Below are 16,099 nucleotides of genomic sequence, written 5' to 3' on the forward strand. Positions count from 1 at the left end.
GGGCCTACGCCGGATTGCCGTGCAGCCGCGATGCCAAGCCGCGCCCGGCTCGCTCGGGCGCCGTCAAGAATCTGATTGAAAAGAGATTTAGGAAGCGGCTACGGCCGCGGTCGGCAGCGCGCCGCGGCTGCATCCGGCTGCAGGCCTGCAGCTTCTGTCTGCAAGAATTTGCAGGGTTTGCGTCAGCAGGGCGGCAGGCCGCGGCCGTGATGCCAGCGGCCGGCGTCGTCGAGCCAGCCGATCACGGCGACGCCTTCGCCGGCCAGGCAGGCGTCGACATAGCCGATCGCGCCGGGCGTCTCGGCGACGAAGCGCAGCATCGCCTCGCTGGACGCGACCACGTACGGCGGCCGCACGCCGCGGAAGTACTGCTCGTTCCAGTAGCTCTCCAGCGCCGCCGCATCCATGCCGAGCACGGCGCGCGAGAACGCCAGGCGCAGCGGATGGTCGGCGGCGAGATTGACCGGCTGGATGCGCGAGCCGTCCGGCCAGTACTGGCGCTTGCGCTGGTAGATCAGCGCCAGCGTGTCCAGGTCCAGTCGCGCTTCGGCCCGCGCCGGCGCGGCGATCACGGCGATCGCGCCCTCGGCGCGGGCCGCCGCCCACGGCAGCGCCGCGAGCAGCAGCGCGAGCAGCGCGCGCCGCAGGCCCTCGCGCAGCCCCGGCATCAGAACAGCACCGCCAGCGAACCGAGCCAGCCTTCCGGCTCGCCGACGCCGTTGTCGGTGGCGAAGCGGTACTCGAGCTTGGCGACCCAGCCGGGCTGGAAGCGCCAGGCGAGGCCGCCGATGTAGAGGTGCAGACCCTCGCCGGCACCGGTCGGATCGAACGATTCGTAGCGCGCCACGCCGTACAGCTGCCGCACGATCGGCGCGACCGCCTGCAGATAGGCGCCGCGCTCGTCGGCGCTGGAGTCGCCGCGCACGCGCACGCGGTAGGCCCATTCGCCGCTCAGCTCCCAGCCGGCGTGCTGCCAGAGGAAGTCGACCGCGTACAGCGTGCGGTGCTCGCCGTCCTCGTGCTTCTGCTCGAACTCGACCAGCGAGGCGCCGAGCTGCAGGCCGTTGCCGAGGTCGTAGTCGAGGCGCAGGCCGTAGGCTTCCTTGAACGGATCGCTGTCGTCCTCGGGCAGCAGCTCCTCGCCGGGCGAGGCGTAGACCGCCCATTCCAGCGCGCGGCCGCCGACCGGCAGCACGCCGTGCAGCATCGCGCCGGTGGCGTTGGTCGGGAAGGTGCTCTCGGTGATCAGCGGTCGCGACGTCGTCCAGGTCAGCGGCGCGGCGTGAATCACGTTCCAGCGGCCGATCGGCGTCAGGAACTTGCCGACGCGCAGCTGCAGCGCGTCGCTCCAGGCGTAGTCGAGGTGCAGGCGCTCCAGCACCAGTTCGGTCTCGTTGTCGGCGCCGAAGGCGTCGGCATTGACCGTCAGCAGATTCTCCAGCTCGATCTCGCTGAAGAAGCTCCAGTGGCGGCCGTCCTCCCAGGACAGCAGCAGGCTCAGGTTGCGCAGGCTGGCGGCCGGATTCTCGCCGAGATAGTCGGCGGCCTCGGCATTGGCGTAGCCGCCGAGCGTGACGCCGCTGTCGCCGAGCGTGTAGCCGTGGCGGTCGGCGACCGGCGCGATCGAACTGTCGACCCCGGCCGGCGCCTGCGCGCGCGCCGCGCCGGCGGCCGCCAGCGCCGCGGCGAGCAGCAGGCCGCGCGCAATGCGTAGATGCGATGTCATGCCGGCAGATTTCCCCGAACGCGGCAAATGCGAATAATGGCGCGCATTCTTGCATCGAATCCGCCGCGTGACGATCCGCAGCATCCTGCTTTCCGCCTTTCTCGCCGTCGGCCTGCTGCCGGCCGTCGTGCTGACCGCCCTGTCGTTCACGCGCACGCAGGCGGCGATGCGCGCCGAGATCGAGCAGAGCCTGTCGACGCAGGCCGCCGCCGCCGCGTCCGACCTCGACAAGCAGGTTTTCGAGCGCCTGCAGAACGCGGTGACCTGGGCACACCTCGAAGTGATGCAGGATCTGCACGTCGGCGACATCGACAAGCGCCTGTCGGCGTTCCTGTCGGAGATGAAGCTGCGCTACGGCGGCGTCTACGTCGATCTCCACGCGATCGACGCGCAGCACCGCATCGTCGCCAGCAGCCGCGCCGCGGCGATCGGCCAGACGCTGACGCTGGCGCCGGCCTGGCAGCTCGCCGAGCTGCCGGGCGACCTCGTCACCGTCGAAGCGCCGCGGCGCCTCGATGACGGCACCGAGGTGCTGACGATGCGCCTGCCGATCGCCTCGCAGTTCACCGACGGCGATCTCGGCCAGCTGGTGCTGGTCATCGACTGGGCGCAGGCGGCGCGCGAGCTCGACGCCGGCGCGCGCGAGCAGCGTGCGGTCGCCGTCGTCGATCGCGACGGCCGCATCGTCGCCGTCTCGCAGAACCTGCGCGCGCGCGTCGCCGCCGGCGTCACGCGCGTCGGCCAGGACTGGCTGGCGGCGCGGCGCAGCATCGCCACCGAGCGCGACGGCGCGCCGCTGGGCGCCGGCAAGGTCATCGTCAGCGCCGTCGCCGCGCCCGGCCACGGCCCGTTCGGCGGCTTCGGCTGGACCACGCTGGTGCTCGAATCGAGCGACGCGGCGCTGGCACCGGTGCGGCGCATGGCGCTGAGCTTCCTCGGCCTGCTGGCCTTCGCCGCGGCGGGCATTGTCGTGCTCGCCTTCGCGGTGTCGGGCCGCATTGCGCGGCCGATCGTGGCGCTGACCGACTACGTGCGCAGCTTCATGCGCAAGCAGCAGCCGGTGCCGCCGCCGCCGGCGTCCGGCGAGGTCGGCGAGCTGACGCGCGCCTTCACGCAGATGGTCGACGATCTCGACGCCTCGCGGCAGACGCTGGTGCGCGCCTCGCAGCTCGCCGCGATCGGCGAGTTCGCGGCGATGATGGCGCACGAGATCCGCACGCCGCTCGGCATCCTGCGCTCGTCGGCGCAGATGCTGGAGCGCGACGCCGGCGTCAGCGGCGAATCGCGCGAGCTGATCGGCTTCATCGACACCGAGACGCAGCGCCTCAACCGCCTGGTCACCAATCTGCTCGACCGCGCCCGCGTGCGCGAGCCGCAGCGTTCGCCGGAGAATCTCGATGCGCTGGTCGGCCGCTGTCTGGCGATGCTCGGCGCGCAGGCGGCGCGGCAGGGCGTGACGATCGAGCAGATTCCGGCGCTCGATCCGGTCGCCGACGTCGACGCCGAGCAGATGACGCAGGTGCTGCTGAACCTGCTGCTCAACGCCCTGCACATCCTGCCGCAGGGCGGGCGCATCCGCGTCACCGTCGGCGGCGACGCCGACACGGCGACGATCGAGGTCGCCGATAATGGTCCGGGCATCGCCGCCGCCGACCGGCAGCGCCTGTTCGAGCCGTTCGTCTACCGCCGCGAGGGAGGACTGGGATTGGGCCTGGCCATCGTCAAGCAGATCGTCAACGCACACGGCGGCGAGATCGTCGTCGACGCCGCCGACCTCGGCGGCGCCAGCTTCCGCATCCGCCTGCCGCGCCGGGCCGCGCCGTGAACGCGCGCAGCGTCCTGATCGTCGACGACGAGGCCAGCATGCGCCGCGTGCTGGAGATCATGCTCGCGCGCATGAACTTCAAGACCGCGGCCGCGGCCGACGGCGTCGAGGCTTTCCGTCTGCTGCAGGAGCAGGCCTTCGATCTCGTCGTCACCGATCTGCGCATGCCGGGCATGGACGGCATCGAGCTGCTGCGCAAGCTGCGCGAGGCCGGCCTGGCGCTGCCGGTCATCATGATGACCGCGCACGGCAGCATCGAATCGGCGATCGAGGCGATGCGGCTCGGCGCCTGCGACTATCTGCTGCGGCCGTTCGACGTCGAGACGCTGGAGCTGGCGATCCGCCGCGTGTTCGCGCAGAGCGACCTGCTGCGCCGCAATGCCTTCCTCGCCGAGCAGGCCGACGGCGAGGGCTTCGTCGGCGACAGCGCCGCGACGCGCGCGGTGCGCCAGCAGATCGCCCAGGTCGCGCCGACGCAGGCCACGGTGCTGATCACCGGCGAGACCGGCACCGGCAAGGAAGTCGTCGCCCGCGCCATTCATCGCGCCTCGCCGCGCCGCGACGCGCTGTTCGTGCCGATCAACTGCGCGGCGATTCCGGCCGATATCCTCGAGAGCGAGCTGTTCGGCCATGAGAAGGGGGCGTTCACCGGGGCGCTGCGCGAGCGCGTCGGCAAGTTCGAACTGGCCGACGGCGGCACCATCTTCCTCGACGAGATCACCGAGATGCCGGCGCCGTTGCAGGCCAAGCTGCTGCGCGTGCTGCAGGAGGGCACGGTCGAGCGCGTCGGCTCCAACCGCACGATCGAGCTCGACCTGCGCGTGATCGCCGCGACCAACCGCCGGCCGGACGAAGCGATCCGCGAGCAGCGCCTGCGCGAGGACCTCTACTACCGCCTCAACGTCTTCGCGATCGAGCTGCCGCCGCTGCGCGAACGGCGCGACGACATCGAGCTGCTGGTGCGGCACTTCATCGCCGAGATCGCCGGCAGCGCGCGGCCGGTGCCGGTCACGCCGGCCGCGCTCGCACGGCTGCGCGCCTACGACTGGCCGGGCAACGTGCGCGAGCTGCGCAACCTCGTCGAACGCGCGCTGGTGCTGTCCGGCGGCGCCGCGCTCGACGTCGGCCATTTTCCGCTCGCCGCGGCCGGCGAACGGCCGGCCGCGGCGGCGGCGGAAAGCGCGCTCGCCGATCTCGATCTCGACCGTGCCGTCGGCGCCGTCGAGGCGCGCTACATCCGCGAGGCGCTGCGCCGCAGCGGCAACAACAAGACGCGCGCGGCGGCGCTGCTCAACGTCAGCGAGCGGACCGTCTGGAACAAGATCAAGCGCTACGGCATCGACGACTGACGCGCGCGCGCCGCGGCTGCGGCCGAACGTTCGCTCGTCCGGGCGGTCCAAGTCCCGGCGACCGCGGTCCGGCGGGCTGCCGGCGCGGCGACGCGCCGCGTAAGCTAGCCGGGCGGGGCCCGCGCCAAGCCGGTCCCGATCGCGTTCCCGAATCCGTTTCCCAACGAACTTCTCCTTGGCGAGAAAAACTGGAGTGTTTCGCATGAAGCTGCGCGCGTTCTGGGCCGCTGGCGCCCTGCTGTCCTCCCTGCTGCTCGGCGTGCAGGCGCCGGCACTCGCCGCGCCGGCCGGACTCAAGGCCGGCGAGGACTACGTGCTGATCGCCAACGGCGCGCCGCTCGATCCGCAGCCCGGCAAGGTCGAGGTCGTCGAGGCCTTCAACTACGCCTGCCCGGCCTGCGCCGCGTTCAATGCGCCGTTCCAGGAGTGGAAGAAGAAGCTGCCGGCCGACGTCAACGTGGTCTACGCGCCGCTCGATTTCCGCGCCGACTTCGTGCAGTACGCGCGCGCCTATTACGCGGCGGCGACGCTGGGCCTGGTCGACAAGACGCACGACGCGGTCTACGCCGCGATTCACGACAAGCACACGCTGCCCGGCGAGGGCCAGAAGCCCGACGAAGGCAGGATCGCAGCGTTCTATGCCGGCTACGGCGCCGATCCGGCGGTGTTCCGCGCGACGATGGACAGCTTCACCGTCAACGCGCGCATCACCAAGGCGCGCCAGTTCGCGCAGCAGAGCCAGGTGCGGTCGACGCCGTCGCTGATCATCAACGGCCGCTACCTCGTCAAGGGCAAGACCTGGGAAGACCTGCTGCGCCACGCCGACCAGCTGATCGCCGAGGAACGCCGCCGCTGAGGCCGCGGCGCGCCGTCGCCGCCGACGTGTCTAAAGAAGGTCTGAATAAGCGCTGTTCCGTCATCGCGAGGAGCCGCAGGCGACGGCCATCCGGCGATGCATGAAACCCGTGGTGTCCCTGCATCGCCGCGGCCGCTGCGCGGCCTCGCGATGACGGGGCTTTCAGACCTCTCCTAGCGGAACACCAGCACGAACAGGTCGGCGGTGACGGCGACCGCGTCGGTCGCGCCGGCGTCGTCGGCGACTTCGAGCGCGACGCTGGTCGTCACCAGATTGCGGCCGTCGCCGAGCGGCGCGACGCCGGCCAGCCGTGCGCGCACGCGCACGCGGCTGCCGGCCCGCACCGGTGCGCGGAAGCGCACGTTGTTGAGGCCGGTGTTGATGACGCCGGCGGCGTCTTCCGGCACGCCGGCCAGCTCGTCGAGCAGGCGCGCCAGCAGCGCCAGCAGCAGGAAGCCGTGCGCGACCGTGCCGCCGTAGGGGCTCTCGCGGCGGCTGCGCTCGACGTCGACGTGCATCCACTGGCGGTCGCCGGTGCAGCCGGCGAAGGCGTCGATCTGCTCCTGCGTGACGATGACCGGCACGCCGACGCCGAGCTCGCGGCCGACCAGCTGCGTCAGCTGTGCGCAGGACAGCGTGCTCAGCACGCCGAGCGAAGGTGTCGCCGGCGTTGACGTCGTGTCTGGAGTGCGTTCGAGCAGCATGGACGGCTTTGTCCTGTCGGTGGCCGGTCGGCTATCGCCCGGCCTCAGTGGATCGGGCCCAGCACATAGATCTGCTGGGTGCGGTCACGCTGCAGACGCGCGGCGTTGCGCGTGCTGGCGAAGACGATGTCGCCGCCGGCGGTCGCCGGCCAGGTGTTGAGGCCGCGCGCGAGCAGCAGCTGGCCGCCGTCCCAGCCGCCGCTGCCGTGGACCGCGGTCATCACGCGCCAGCGCCAGTCGGCGGCGCGCGAGTCGGTCCATACGGCGCGCACGCGGCCGTCGCCGTCGCGGCCGAGGCGCGGATACTGGCTCATCGCCGCGGCGTTCTCGGCGAGCGTGACGGCGGTTTCGAAATTCGCGCCGCCGTCGCCCGAGCGCGCCGCCTGCACCGCGAGGTTGGCGCCGGACGAGGACAGCGCCTTGCGGTCCCAGGCGACGAACAGCGCGCCGTCGCCGGCGTAGACGAGCGCCGGATGGCGGTCCGCCTGCTGCGTGTCGCCGATCATTTGCAGCGCGCTCCAGCCGGCGTCGCCGGCGCCGCGCGTGCGCACCGCGATCTGCCAGTCGTCGGGATTGGTACCGTTGCCGCTGCCGGTCGTGCCGGTCCACAGCGGATCGGCATCGTGGCGGTTGTCCTGCCAGGCGATGGCGATGCGACCGTCGTCGCGCACCGCGAGTGCTGGCCACACCGATGCCGGCCAGCGCGCGGCGCGGGCATCGAGGGCGCTGCCGGCGTCGAGCGTCTTGCCGTCGCCCGAGAGGTTCTGCGGCGCGGCGTCGCGGCCGAGCACCTGCAGCATCACGTCGAACGGCGTGCCGGGCGCGATCTCCTGCCAGGCGACGACCGGCAGGCCGTCCGGCAGCACGGCGACGACCGGCCGCTCGGCGCGGCCGTCGAACGCGCGCACGGTCTCGATCGCGCTCCAGCTGGCGCCGCCGTCCAGCGAGCGGCGCAGGCGGATCTGCGGGCGGCGCGGCAGCTGGCCGTCGGCTTCGTCCTGCCAGACCACGAACACGGCGGCGCCGCGCGCGGCGACGCGCGGGAAGCGCGCGCTCTTCGAATCGCCGCTGAGCACGCGTGGCGCGTCGCGCCATTCGCCGTCGCCGCCGCGCGCGCGGTAGACGATGCGCGTCGCGCCCGGCTCGTGCGTTTCCAGCACCAGATGCGCGGTGCCGTCGGCGCTGCGCGCGAGATCCGGGAAGCCGGCATAGCGGCCGCGCGCGCCGGCGACGCGCCGCGCGCCGTCGTCGCCGCCGAGGTCGGCCGGCACCGCGATCTCGGCCTGCGCCTCGACTGGGCCCGGCGCGACGAACACCGGCGAGGCGATCGCGCGCAGCTGGTCGAACAGCTTCAGCGACGCGGTCAGCGCCGCCGGGTCGGTCAGATTGCTGGTGTCGATGCCGGCCGACAGGCCGAAGCCGCGCACCTCGGCGCGATACCACTGCGGCGCGTCGCCGGCCGGCACGTCGAAGGTCCAGCTCTGATCGTTCTGCGTCGCCTTCAGCGACTGCAGCGGCCCGGCGCTGCGGCCCGGGCTGGCGTACAGCAGCACGGTGTCGCCGAGGCCGTTCTGCACGCGCACGCGCAGGCGGAGCGCGGTGCCGGCCGCGGCGCTGATCTCGTCGCCGGCGATCGCCTCGTAGACGCCGTCGCCGTCGGCGTCGGCATCGAGCGTGACGATCGGCGCGCGCGCGTCCGGGGTGATGCGCACGCGGCCGTCGCGCAGCGCGTCGAGCACGCCGCGTTCGCTGGCGTCGGCGACGAAGGCCTGGGTGCGCGGACTGCCGGGGCCGGCGATCAGCCACAGCTCGACGAAATGGTTGTCGCTGGCGCCGGCGACGCCGAAGCGGAAGCCGGCGTTCCAGCGATTCTCGCAGTAGTCGAGCTCGGCGTCGGGGTTGCTGGCGCGGTTCCAGGCCTCGACCAGATCGACGCCCTGCGCGTTGGCGCGCACGTTCGGCGTGCCGTCGTTGTTGGTCTCGCCGTCGTCCGGATGCGCGGTGACCCAGGCCGCGTCCTGGCTGTGCGCGTCCCAGATCGACTGCTGCAGGTTGACGAAGTCCGGCGCGCCCGGTGGATTGGCACCCTGCACGATGGTGTCGACGGCGCCGTGCACGGTCGCGTGCGGGCTGCCGTTGGCTTCTTCGCCCGGGATCAGCAGCAGCGCGTCCGAGCGCCACAGCGGGTCGTAGTGCTGGTCGTAGGTGCGGTGGTCGGTCAGCATCAGGAAGTCGAGCCCGACGCGTTCGGCCTGGCCGATCTGCGCGCTGACCGGATTGTTGCCGGGCAGGCTCTGGCTGATCTGCCGCGGCAGGCTGCCGTCCGACGAGTGATCGTCGTGCACGTGCAGGTCGCCCTGCAGCCAGCTGCCGGCCGGCGCCGCCGCTTCGGCGGCGACGAAGCGGGCGACGACCGAGCGCGCCCGATCCATCGTCAGCGTGCACGCGTCGCTGCCGCCGCAGTCGCCGCTCCAGCCGGCGAAGCGCTGGTTGCCGGCCGGTGTCGCCAGCAGCGTGACGACGCGGCCGGCGGCATAGACCGCCGAACAGGTGGCGCGGCAGTCGGCGATGCCGGACGGCATCGACTCGACGTCGCCGTCGCCCTGCACGGCGAGGCTCAAGCGCGCCTCCGTCGTCGGTGGCGGATGGCTGTCATCGTCGTGACCGCCGCCTGACCCGCCGCAGGCGACGAGCAGCAGCAGGAAGAGGGAAGTGAGCGGCCGTGCCCACGTGTGAGCGGGCCGCAGCGTGGCGGCCGTGTTGGAACTGCGCATGATGCCCGGACCCCGGAGTGCGGCGAACGCGTGCGTCCGCGGCGCGGCAGCGCAGCGGCGGACGGTCGGGCGACGCTAGCGGCGATCGAAGTCACTTTTGTGACGAGGCGGGCATGCGCCGGGTCGGCGCGGCGGACGGATGCCGCAAAGCCTGCGCCGACGCGCTTCGCGCGGCGTATGGGAAATTTGGCCCAAGGGTCTGCCTCGGGCCGCGCCGCCTCAGTCCGGCGCGACGACGAGGCGCAGCCGCGTGATCTCGGACGGCGCGCCGAGCCGCTTCGGCGGACCCCAGTAGCCGGTGCCGCGGCTGGTGTAGACCCACAGCGCCTGCAGCCGGTGCAGGCCGGCGGTGTACGGCTGCTGCAGGCGCACGAAGTGATTCCACGGCCAGAACTGGCCGCCGTGCGTGTGGCCGGACAGCTGCAGGTCGAAGCCGGCCGCGGCGGCGGCCGGCGCGCTGCGCGGTTGGTGGGCCAGCAGGATCCGCGGGCCGTCGACCGGCGGCGCGCCGGCCAGTGCCGCGGCCGGGTCGCTGCGCTGCGCCGGATCGAAGCGATGCGCGCTGTAGTCGGTGACGCCGGCGAGCAGCAGCGAGGCGCCGTCGTGTTCGAGCACGACATGCTCGTTGGCGAGCACGCGCAGGCCGAGCCGCGCGACCTCGGTGCTCCAGGCGCGCGCGCCCGAGTAGTACTCGTGGTTGCCGGTGACGAAGTAGCTGCCGTGGCGCGCCTGCAGCCGCGCCAGCGGCGCGGTGTGGGGTGCCAGCTGCGCGACGCTGCCGTCGACCAGATCGCCGGTGACGGCGACCAGATCGGCCTGCAGCGCGTTGACGGCGTCGACGATGGCGTCGAGGTAGCCGCGCTTGATGGTCGGGCCGACGTGGATGTCGCTGATCTGCGCGATGGTGAAGCCGTGCAGCGCCGGATCGAGGCCGGCGATCGGCACCTCGACGTCGACGACGCGCGCGCGGCGGCGGGCGTTGACGTAACCGACGCCGGTCGCCAGCAAGGCCAGCGCCACGACTGCGATCGCCGAATCGCGCGTCAGCGTCGCGCCGCCGAGCGTCATCAGTGCGGCGAGCTCCAGCGCCACGTCGCGCAGCAGCGTGAACACGAGCAGCGACGAGAACAGGCCCATCGCGACCAGACCGGCGGCGGCGAGGCGATCGCCGAGCCACGGCCGGCGCAGGCGCGGCGCGGCGAGGCTCAGCGGCATCAGCACGCAGGACAGCGCCAGCAGCAGCGCGCCGGCAAGCTGGCCGGCAACGCCGAGCGGCAGCGCCGGCAGCAGGCGCAGGCCGATGTAGGCATGCAGCAACGCCAGCAGGCCGAGCGTGACGAGGATCAAGAGGCGAGAGGGCATCGGCGGCCGTCCTGGGCAAAGCGCGGCCGTCAGCGCGGCGCGGGAACCCGTTCTCTGGTGGGCGCCGCCGGCGTTTTCAAGGGCCGCCGGCCGGCCGCCGTGCCTGCGCGGCGCGGCGTTCGCGGAAGAAGCCGCGCAGCAGCTCGGCGCAGGATGCTTCGAGCACGCCGCCCTGCCAGTCGAGGCGATGATTGAGGCGCGGCGTCGCGATCACATCGTAGACCGAGGAGACGGCGCCGGCCTTCGGGTCCCAGGCGCCGAACACCAGGCGGCCGACGCGTGCGTGGACGATCGCGCCGGCGCACATCACGCAGGGTTCGAGCGTCACGTACAGCGTGGTGCCGCCGAGCCGGTAGTTGCCGAGGCGCCGCGCGGCGTCGCGCATCGCTACCATCTCGGCGTGCGCACTCGGGTCGTGCGTGCCGATCGGCCGGTTCCAGCCTTCGCCGACGATGCGCCCGTCGCGGACCACGACGGCGCCGACCGGCACCTCGCCGGCCAGCTTCGCGCGCCGCGCCAGCAGCAGCGCGTGGCGCATGAAGACTTCGTCGTGCGCGGCGAGCGGCGTCGGCGCGGCGGGCGCCGATTCGCTTTGCTTTGCGATGCGCGGAGTATTCATGGCGGCGGCGCCGCGCAGAACCGATCCCGCTCGCGCAGCATGAGCCGAGCGCCCGGGCGAAATTCGACGGGCCTCAGGCCCGCGCCGGCGCGGGCCTCCGGAGTGATCGGAGCGAAACGCCGCGCAAACGCCGGCGCAGTCATGCGCAACGCGGTCAGCATGGGCAGCGCACGCAGGCGGCGCATCGCCGGCTCAGTTCGACGCCAGCTCGATCAGCGCCGCGGTGCCGAGATGGCCGCGCTCGCGCGCGATCTCGGCGGCGGTCTTGCCGTCCTCGGTCTGCGCCGCGCGGTCGACGCCGCGCGCCAGCAGCAGCTTGACGAGGCCGTCGAAGCCGCGCGAGGCGGCCAGGTGCAGGGCGTTGACCTGGCTGCCGCCGACGTGGTGCACGTCGGCGCCGAGCGCGATCAGCAGCGGCGCCAGGCTTTCGCCGGCGGCGCCGGCGATCGCCGCGTGCATCGGCGTGTTCTGCATCGGGTTGGTCGACGGTGCATCGAGCGGCGCCCCGAGACCGATCAGCGTCAGCGTCGTCTGGCGCGCGCCCATGAACGCGGCGAGGTGCAGCGGCGTCCAGCCGTCGACGCTGTGCGTCGCGAGCTGCTCCGGCGCCGCCAGCGTCAGCTCGGCGACGCGGCGGGCGTCGTCGTAGGCGGCGGCCTCGTGCAGGTCCAGCGGCCGGAAACCGGCGAGCAGCGCGGCGATGTCGCGCGCGCCGTTGTAGAGCGCGAACATCAGCGGCGACAGGCCGCCGGGCAGCGGATCGGTCGCCTGCGTGGCGTCGCGTTCGAGCGCCGCACGGGCGGCGTCGAGATCGCGGTTCTGAATGGCCAGCATCAGCGGGCGCACGGTGCTCATCGGGGGAATCCTGCGCGAAAGCGGTTCGAATCGGGACGCGCAGCCTAGCGGCGCGGCGCCGATCGCTCAATGCCGGCCCGCCCCGAGCGGCGCCGCGCGCGCTGCGGCGGTTTGACGCTGCCGGGCCGCCCCTCTATCATCCCGCCCCCTTGGACGGTTAGCTCAGCGGTAGAGCATCGCCTTCACACGGCGGGGGTCGGGGGTTCGAAACCCTCACCGTCCACCAGGATTTGCACGAGAGCCCCGGATGTCCGCCGACATCCGGGGCTTTTTGCTGCCCGCGGCGCCGACCGGCGACGGTACTTAGTCCCGCCGGAACTGCCGATATAGCCCTCAGGCCTTCGACCCGGCACCCGCGGTCTGAGTAATATTCCGCAGCTGGCATTCCGGCAGAAGAAGCGCCGGCGGCGCCCCGCAGGCCCGCACGGTGCCGATCGATCCCACCGACACAAGCAGAACGACATCGAGGAAGACGCATGTCCGAAGAACTCTGGAAGTTCGAAACCCGCGCGGTTCACTCCGGTTATCAGCCCGACCCCGTGACGCGCGCCGTCGCCGTGCCGATCTACCAGACCGTGGCCTACGCGTTCGATAACACGCAGCACGGCGCCGACCTGTTCGACCTGAAGGTCGCCGGCAACATCTATTCGCGCATCATGAACCCGACCAATGCCGTCCTCGAAGAGCGCCTGGCCGCGCTCGAAGGCGGCATCGGCGCGCTGGCGCTGGCGTCCGGGCAGGCCGCGATCACCTACGCGGTGCAGACGATCGCCGGCATGGGCGACAACATCGTGTCGGCGAGCACGCTATACGGCGGCACCTACAACCTGTTCGCGCACACCCTGCCGCAGTTCGGCATCGAGACGCGCTTCGCCGATCCGCGCAAGCCGGAGAGCTTCGCGGCGCTGATCGACGAACGCACCAAGGCGCTGTACTGCGAGACGATCGGCAATCCGCTCGGCAACGTCACCGACATCGCGGCGCTGGCCCGCATCGCGCACGCTGCCGGCGTGCCGCTGATCGTCGACAACACCGTCGCGACGCCGTATCTGGTGCGGCCGTTCGAGCACGGCGCCGACATCGTCGTGCACTCGCTGACCAAGTATCTCGGCGGCCACGGCACGACGATCGGCGGCGCCATCGTCGATTCGGGCAAGTTCCCCTGGGCCCAGCACAAGCAGCGCTTCCCGCGCCTCAACGAGCCGGACGTCAGCTATCACGGCGTCGTCTATACCGAGGCGCTCGGCGCTGCGGCGTACATCGGCCGCGCGCGCGTGGTGCCGCTGCGCAACATGGGCGCCGCGCTGTCGCCGTTCAACGCCTTCCTGATCCTGCAGGGCATCGAGACGCTGGCGCTGCGCATGGATCGCATCAACGCCAACACGCTGGCGGTCGCCCGGTACCTGAAGGCGCAGCCGCAGGTGTTGTGGGTCAACTACGCCGGCCTCGAAGACCATCCGGATCACGCGCTCGCGCGGCGCTACATGGGTGGCGCCGCATCCGGTGTGCTGACCTTCGGACTCAAGGGCGGACGCGAGGCGGGTGCCAAGTTCCAGGACGCGCTGCAGCTGTTCACGCGGCTGGTCAACATCGGCGACGCCAAGTCCCTGGCCACGCATCCGGCGACGACCACGCATCGCCAGCTGTCGCCGGAAGAACTCGTCAAGGCCGGCGTCACCGAGGACACCGTGCGCCTGTGCATCGGCATCGAGCACATCGATGACCTGATCCGCGATCTCGAACAGGCGCTGAAAGCAGCCGCCTGATCGACGCCGGCGGGATCGTGACCATCGGAAGAGGGCCGCTCGCGCGGCCCTTTTTCATGGCTGCCGGCGCCAGGCTTCAGTCCGCGTCCGGCTCGCGCCGTTGGCCGAGATAGGCGAGCAGGTCGGCGAGGCCGTGCATCAGCGACGAGGCCAGCTCCGGCGTCAGCATGTAGGCCACCGATTCACCGGCGTCGGTCTTCAGGCTGATGAGCACGGTGCCCCAGGCGGTCGCCGTCTCGATGGCTTCGACGCGCGACAGGGGTTGTTCGCCGACATCCGCATCCATGGACCAGGCCTCCGGGGTGATGGCGCGATCCTAGACAAATATCGCCGCGCGCGGCTCGATCTGCGTCACGAAAGCGGATGCGCCACCACGCAGGCGCGCCGCGGCGGTCGCGGACGAAACATGACAATGCGGTGAAGGCCCGTTCAGGAGCGGTGCAGCTTGGCGCTCCAGAATCCGGGGGCGCGCTTCGGCGCGGAATCCGCAGACCAAGGAGCCGACCGTGGCCTTTCCGCAAGGATGTGGCGACCACCACTTTCTGTTTCTGAAGAAACTGGCCCGAGGCGAGGCCGTGAGCCCGCTGTTCCGCGAGGACGAGCTGGAGCTGATGCGCGCCGGCTGGCTGCGTCGCAACGACGAGGGCATGCTCGAAGTCACCGACGAGGTCGGCGCATATTTCGTCGCCGCGCGTCGCCCGCCCGACGAAGGCGGTTGCCGGCGGCCGGGCAGCCTGCTGCCGGCGTCGCGAGCGGCCAAGCCGGGGCGCCGTCAGCGCTCGTACGCCTAGCTCGGGTCGCTACACCGACCACCTGGCGCCGCCCGGCTTGATCGTCGCTGCGGCCTCGCTCAGCATGGCGTCGGCGTCCGGAGGAGAAAGCCTGATGAGCGGATTCGACGCAGAGGTCGAGGCGGCGCAGCAGCTGCTGGCGCAGCGTCATGAGCGGGCCAGCGATTTTTCGTTTCGCAAGAAGGACCGCCCGGCGGTGCTGTGCGCGGACGGCCATTGCCTCAACGGCTACGACGTCGAGGTGACGACGCGCCGGCGCGGCGTGAAGCTGGCGGCGTACGCCGGCGGCAGCGGACGCCGCTGGGTCGAGCAGTTCGGCGCCGATCTGGCGGCGCGACGCTTCAGCCCCGAGGGCGACTGAGGGCCGCAACGGCCGAGCGCGCGCCCGCGCCGACCAGCGCGCGACGCCGACGCCGGTCCCGCGCCGTACCCGCCGCCCATTGGCGACGGCGCCGGCGGCCTGCGCAGCGCGGCGTTCAGTGCTCCTCGAGCACGCCGCTGGCGGCGAGCTGGCGGATGCGGAACACGGTGTCCTCGTCGGCCATGCGGTAGGCGCCCTTGACCATGTCGCCGAGCGGGCTTTGCGCGTGGTGGTCGATCGACAGCGCCTCGTAGGTGAAGCGCACGAACAGCATGCCCGGCGCCGGCTCCTCGATGCGCATCGTCAGCGAAAAGCGGCTGTCGGCATGCGGCCCGACGATTTCGTAATGCACGGCCGGCTCGGCGAACGAGACGCGGTCGCGGACTTCGTAGTCACCGAAACGCAGCGTGCGCGTCAGCGTGCCGTCGGCGTCGCTGTCGATCGCGGCGCTGTCGAGCCACGGAATGAACAGCTGCGGCGTCTGTGCGCGCAGCAGCAGGCCGCGCCACAGCTGCAGGCGGCTCAGCGCTTCGAGCCGTTCGTCGCGAGGATCGTTGATCTGTACCAGATGCTCGAAGCGTAGCGGCGTGTCGCCGGCGTCGGCGGCGACGGCTTCCGGCACGCGCTGCGCCATCACGCGCATGCCGCGTAGCGCCGGTGCTCGACCATCAGACAGCGGTCCTGGACGACGTCGATGCCGGCCGCGCGCAGCTGCGCCGCGACCGCGTCGTGGCGGATGCCGAGCTGGAACCAGACGGCTCTGGGCCGCGCCGCGAGCAGGTCGTCGAGATGCTGCGGAATGTCGTCGGCGCGGCGGAAGACGTCGACCAGATCGATCCGGCCCGGCACGTCGGCGAGCCGCCGGTAGACCGGCTGGCCGAGGATGCTGCGCACCTCCGGGTAATAGACCGGCACTGGAATGACGTCGAAGCCGGCTTCGACGAGGTACTGCGGGACATAGAACGCCGGCTGCCCGGCCTGCGCTTCGGTCTTGATGCCGAGCACGGCGATGTGCCGCGTCTGCGCCAGGATCCGGCGGATATCGTCTTCTTCGCTCATGTTCGAACCTTCCTCTTTTGTCGCGACCTCGGCAAGGGCCGGCGCCGCTGCG

The 16,099-nt window shown here is 71.9% G+C and carries 16 protein-coding genes and 1 tRNA gene; 7 read left to right on the forward strand and 10 right to left on the reverse strand.

What is annotated here, in order from left to right:
- Nucleotides 1-182 precede the first annotated feature (182 nt).
- Nucleotides 183-668 carry a type 2 periplasmic-binding domain-containing protein gene (locus H149_RS0109910; RefSeq protein ID WP_020649597.1) on the reverse strand — a complete coding sequence of 162 codons (486 nt, stop codon included), beginning with the start codon at nt 666-668 and terminating at the stop codon, nt 183-185.
- On the reverse strand, nt 668-1,726 hold the full coding sequence (locus H149_RS0109915; protein WP_020649598.1) for a putative porin: 1,059 nt from the start codon (nt 1,724-1,726) through the stop codon (nt 668-670). Before H149_RS0109915 ends, H149_RS0109910 begins: the two co-directional genes overlap by 1 nt.
- Nucleotides 1,727-1,793: 67 nt before the next feature.
- Between H149_RS0109915 and H149_RS0109920 the strand changes: the two genes are divergently transcribed.
- The 3 genes from H149_RS0109920 to H149_RS20515 all read left to right on the forward strand — a co-directional run bounded on the left by H149_RS0109920 (nt 1,794) and on the right by H149_RS20515 (nt 5,756).
- Nucleotides 1,794-3,551, forward strand: a complete 1,758-nt coding sequence (locus H149_RS0109920; RefSeq protein ID WP_020649599.1) for a sensor histidine kinase — start codon at nt 1,794-1,796, stop codon at nt 3,549-3,551.
- Complete coding sequence (locus H149_RS0109925; protein WP_020649600.1) at nt 3,548-4,900, forward strand: sigma-54-dependent transcriptional regulator; 1,353 nt, start codon at nt 3,548-3,550, stop codon at nt 4,898-4,900. The genes H149_RS0109920 and H149_RS0109925 overlap by 4 nt, the downstream gene beginning before the upstream one ends.
- A gap of 202 nt (nt 4,901-5,102) precedes the next feature.
- Nucleotides 5,103-5,756, forward strand: coding sequence for a thiol:disulfide interchange protein DsbA/DsbL (locus tag H149_RS20515; protein WP_020649601.1), 654 nt, complete (start codon nt 5,103-5,105; stop codon nt 5,754-5,756).
- A 173-nt stretch (nt 5,757-5,929) separates the two neighbouring features.
- Here H149_RS20515 and H149_RS0109935 read toward each other — a convergent pair whose 3' ends face one another.
- The 5 genes from H149_RS0109935 to H149_RS20520 all read right to left on the reverse strand — a co-directional run bounded on the left by H149_RS0109935 (nt 5,930) and on the right by H149_RS20520 (nt 12,070).
- Nucleotides 5,930-6,460, reverse strand: a complete 531-nt coding sequence (locus H149_RS0109935) for a MaoC/PaaZ C-terminal domain-containing protein (RefSeq protein ID WP_083930914.1) — start codon at nt 6,458-6,460, stop codon at nt 5,930-5,932.
- 44 nt (nt 6,461-6,504) lie between these two features.
- Entirely contained in the window at nt 6,505-9,081 is a 2,577-nt protein-coding gene (locus H149_RS0109940; RefSeq protein ID WP_154654732.1) for a CehA/McbA family metallohydrolase, read from the reverse strand.
- Nucleotides 9,082-9,453: 372 nt separating this feature from the next.
- Nucleotides 9,454-10,596 carry a metallophosphoesterase gene (locus tag H149_RS0109945; RefSeq protein WP_026353055.1) on the reverse strand — a complete coding sequence of 381 codons (1,143 nt, stop codon included), beginning with the start codon at nt 10,594-10,596 and terminating at the stop codon, nt 9,454-9,456.
- A 76-nt stretch (nt 10,597-10,672) separates the two neighbouring features.
- Nucleotides 10,673-11,215 carry a tRNA adenosine(34) deaminase TadA gene (gene tadA, locus H149_RS0109950; RefSeq protein WP_020649605.1) on the reverse strand — a complete coding sequence of 181 codons (543 nt, stop codon included), beginning with the start codon at nt 11,213-11,215 and terminating at the stop codon, nt 10,673-10,675.
- Between the two features lie 192 nt (nt 11,216-11,407).
- Nucleotides 11,408-12,070, reverse strand: a complete 663-nt coding sequence (locus H149_RS20520) for an ankyrin repeat domain-containing protein (RefSeq protein ID WP_020649607.1) — start codon at nt 12,068-12,070, stop codon at nt 11,408-11,410.
- A 151-nt stretch (nt 12,071-12,221) separates the two neighbouring features.
- Between H149_RS20520 and H149_RS0109960 the strand changes: the two genes are divergently transcribed.
- A tRNA-Val gene (locus tag H149_RS0109960) sits at nt 12,222-12,296 on the forward strand.
- A 250-nt stretch (nt 12,297-12,546) separates the two neighbouring features.
- On the forward strand, nt 12,547-13,836 hold the full coding sequence (locus H149_RS0109970; protein ID WP_020649608.1) for an O-acetylhomoserine aminocarboxypropyltransferase/cysteine synthase family protein: 1,290 nt from the start codon (nt 12,547-12,549) through the stop codon (nt 13,834-13,836).
- A 76-nt stretch (nt 13,837-13,912) separates the two neighbouring features.
- On the opposite strand, the gene H149_RS0109975 is transcribed toward H149_RS0109970, so the two are convergent.
- A complete protein-coding gene (locus tag H149_RS0109975) occupies nt 13,913-14,122 on the reverse strand; it encodes a hypothetical protein (RefSeq protein WP_020649609.1) in 210 nt (69 codons plus the stop codon).
- Between the two features lie 289 nt (nt 14,123-14,411).
- Between H149_RS0109975 and H149_RS0109980 the strand changes: the two genes are divergently transcribed.
- Entirely contained in the window at nt 14,412-14,627 is a 216-nt protein-coding gene (locus H149_RS0109980) for a hypothetical protein (protein WP_020649610.1), read from the forward strand.
- A gap of 94 nt (nt 14,628-14,721) precedes the next feature.
- Nucleotides 14,722-14,988 (forward strand): hypothetical protein, encoded by a 267-nt coding sequence (locus H149_RS0109985; RefSeq protein WP_020649611.1) that lies wholly within the window; start codon nt 14,722-14,724, stop codon nt 14,986-14,988.
- A gap of 115 nt (nt 14,989-15,103) precedes the next feature.
- On the opposite strand, the gene H149_RS0109990 is transcribed toward H149_RS0109985, so the two are convergent.
- Nucleotides 15,104-15,631: an AtaL-like protein gene (locus tag H149_RS0109990; protein ID WP_051101837.1), complete on the reverse strand. Its 528-nt coding sequence runs from the start codon at nt 15,629-15,631 to the stop codon at nt 15,104-15,106.
- Complete coding sequence (locus H149_RS0109995; RefSeq protein ID WP_020649613.1) at nt 15,622-16,047, reverse strand: CoA-binding protein; 426 nt, start codon at nt 16,045-16,047, stop codon at nt 15,622-15,624. Before H149_RS0109995 ends, H149_RS0109990 begins: the two co-directional genes overlap by 10 nt.
- Between the last annotated feature and the right edge of the window lie 52 nt (nt 16,048-16,099).

Origin of the sequence: Solimonas variicoloris DSM 15731 (assembly GCF_000382285.1) — a bacterium.
Lineage (GTDB): Bacteria > Pseudomonadota > Gammaproteobacteria > Nevskiales > Nevskiaceae > Solimonas > Solimonas variicoloris.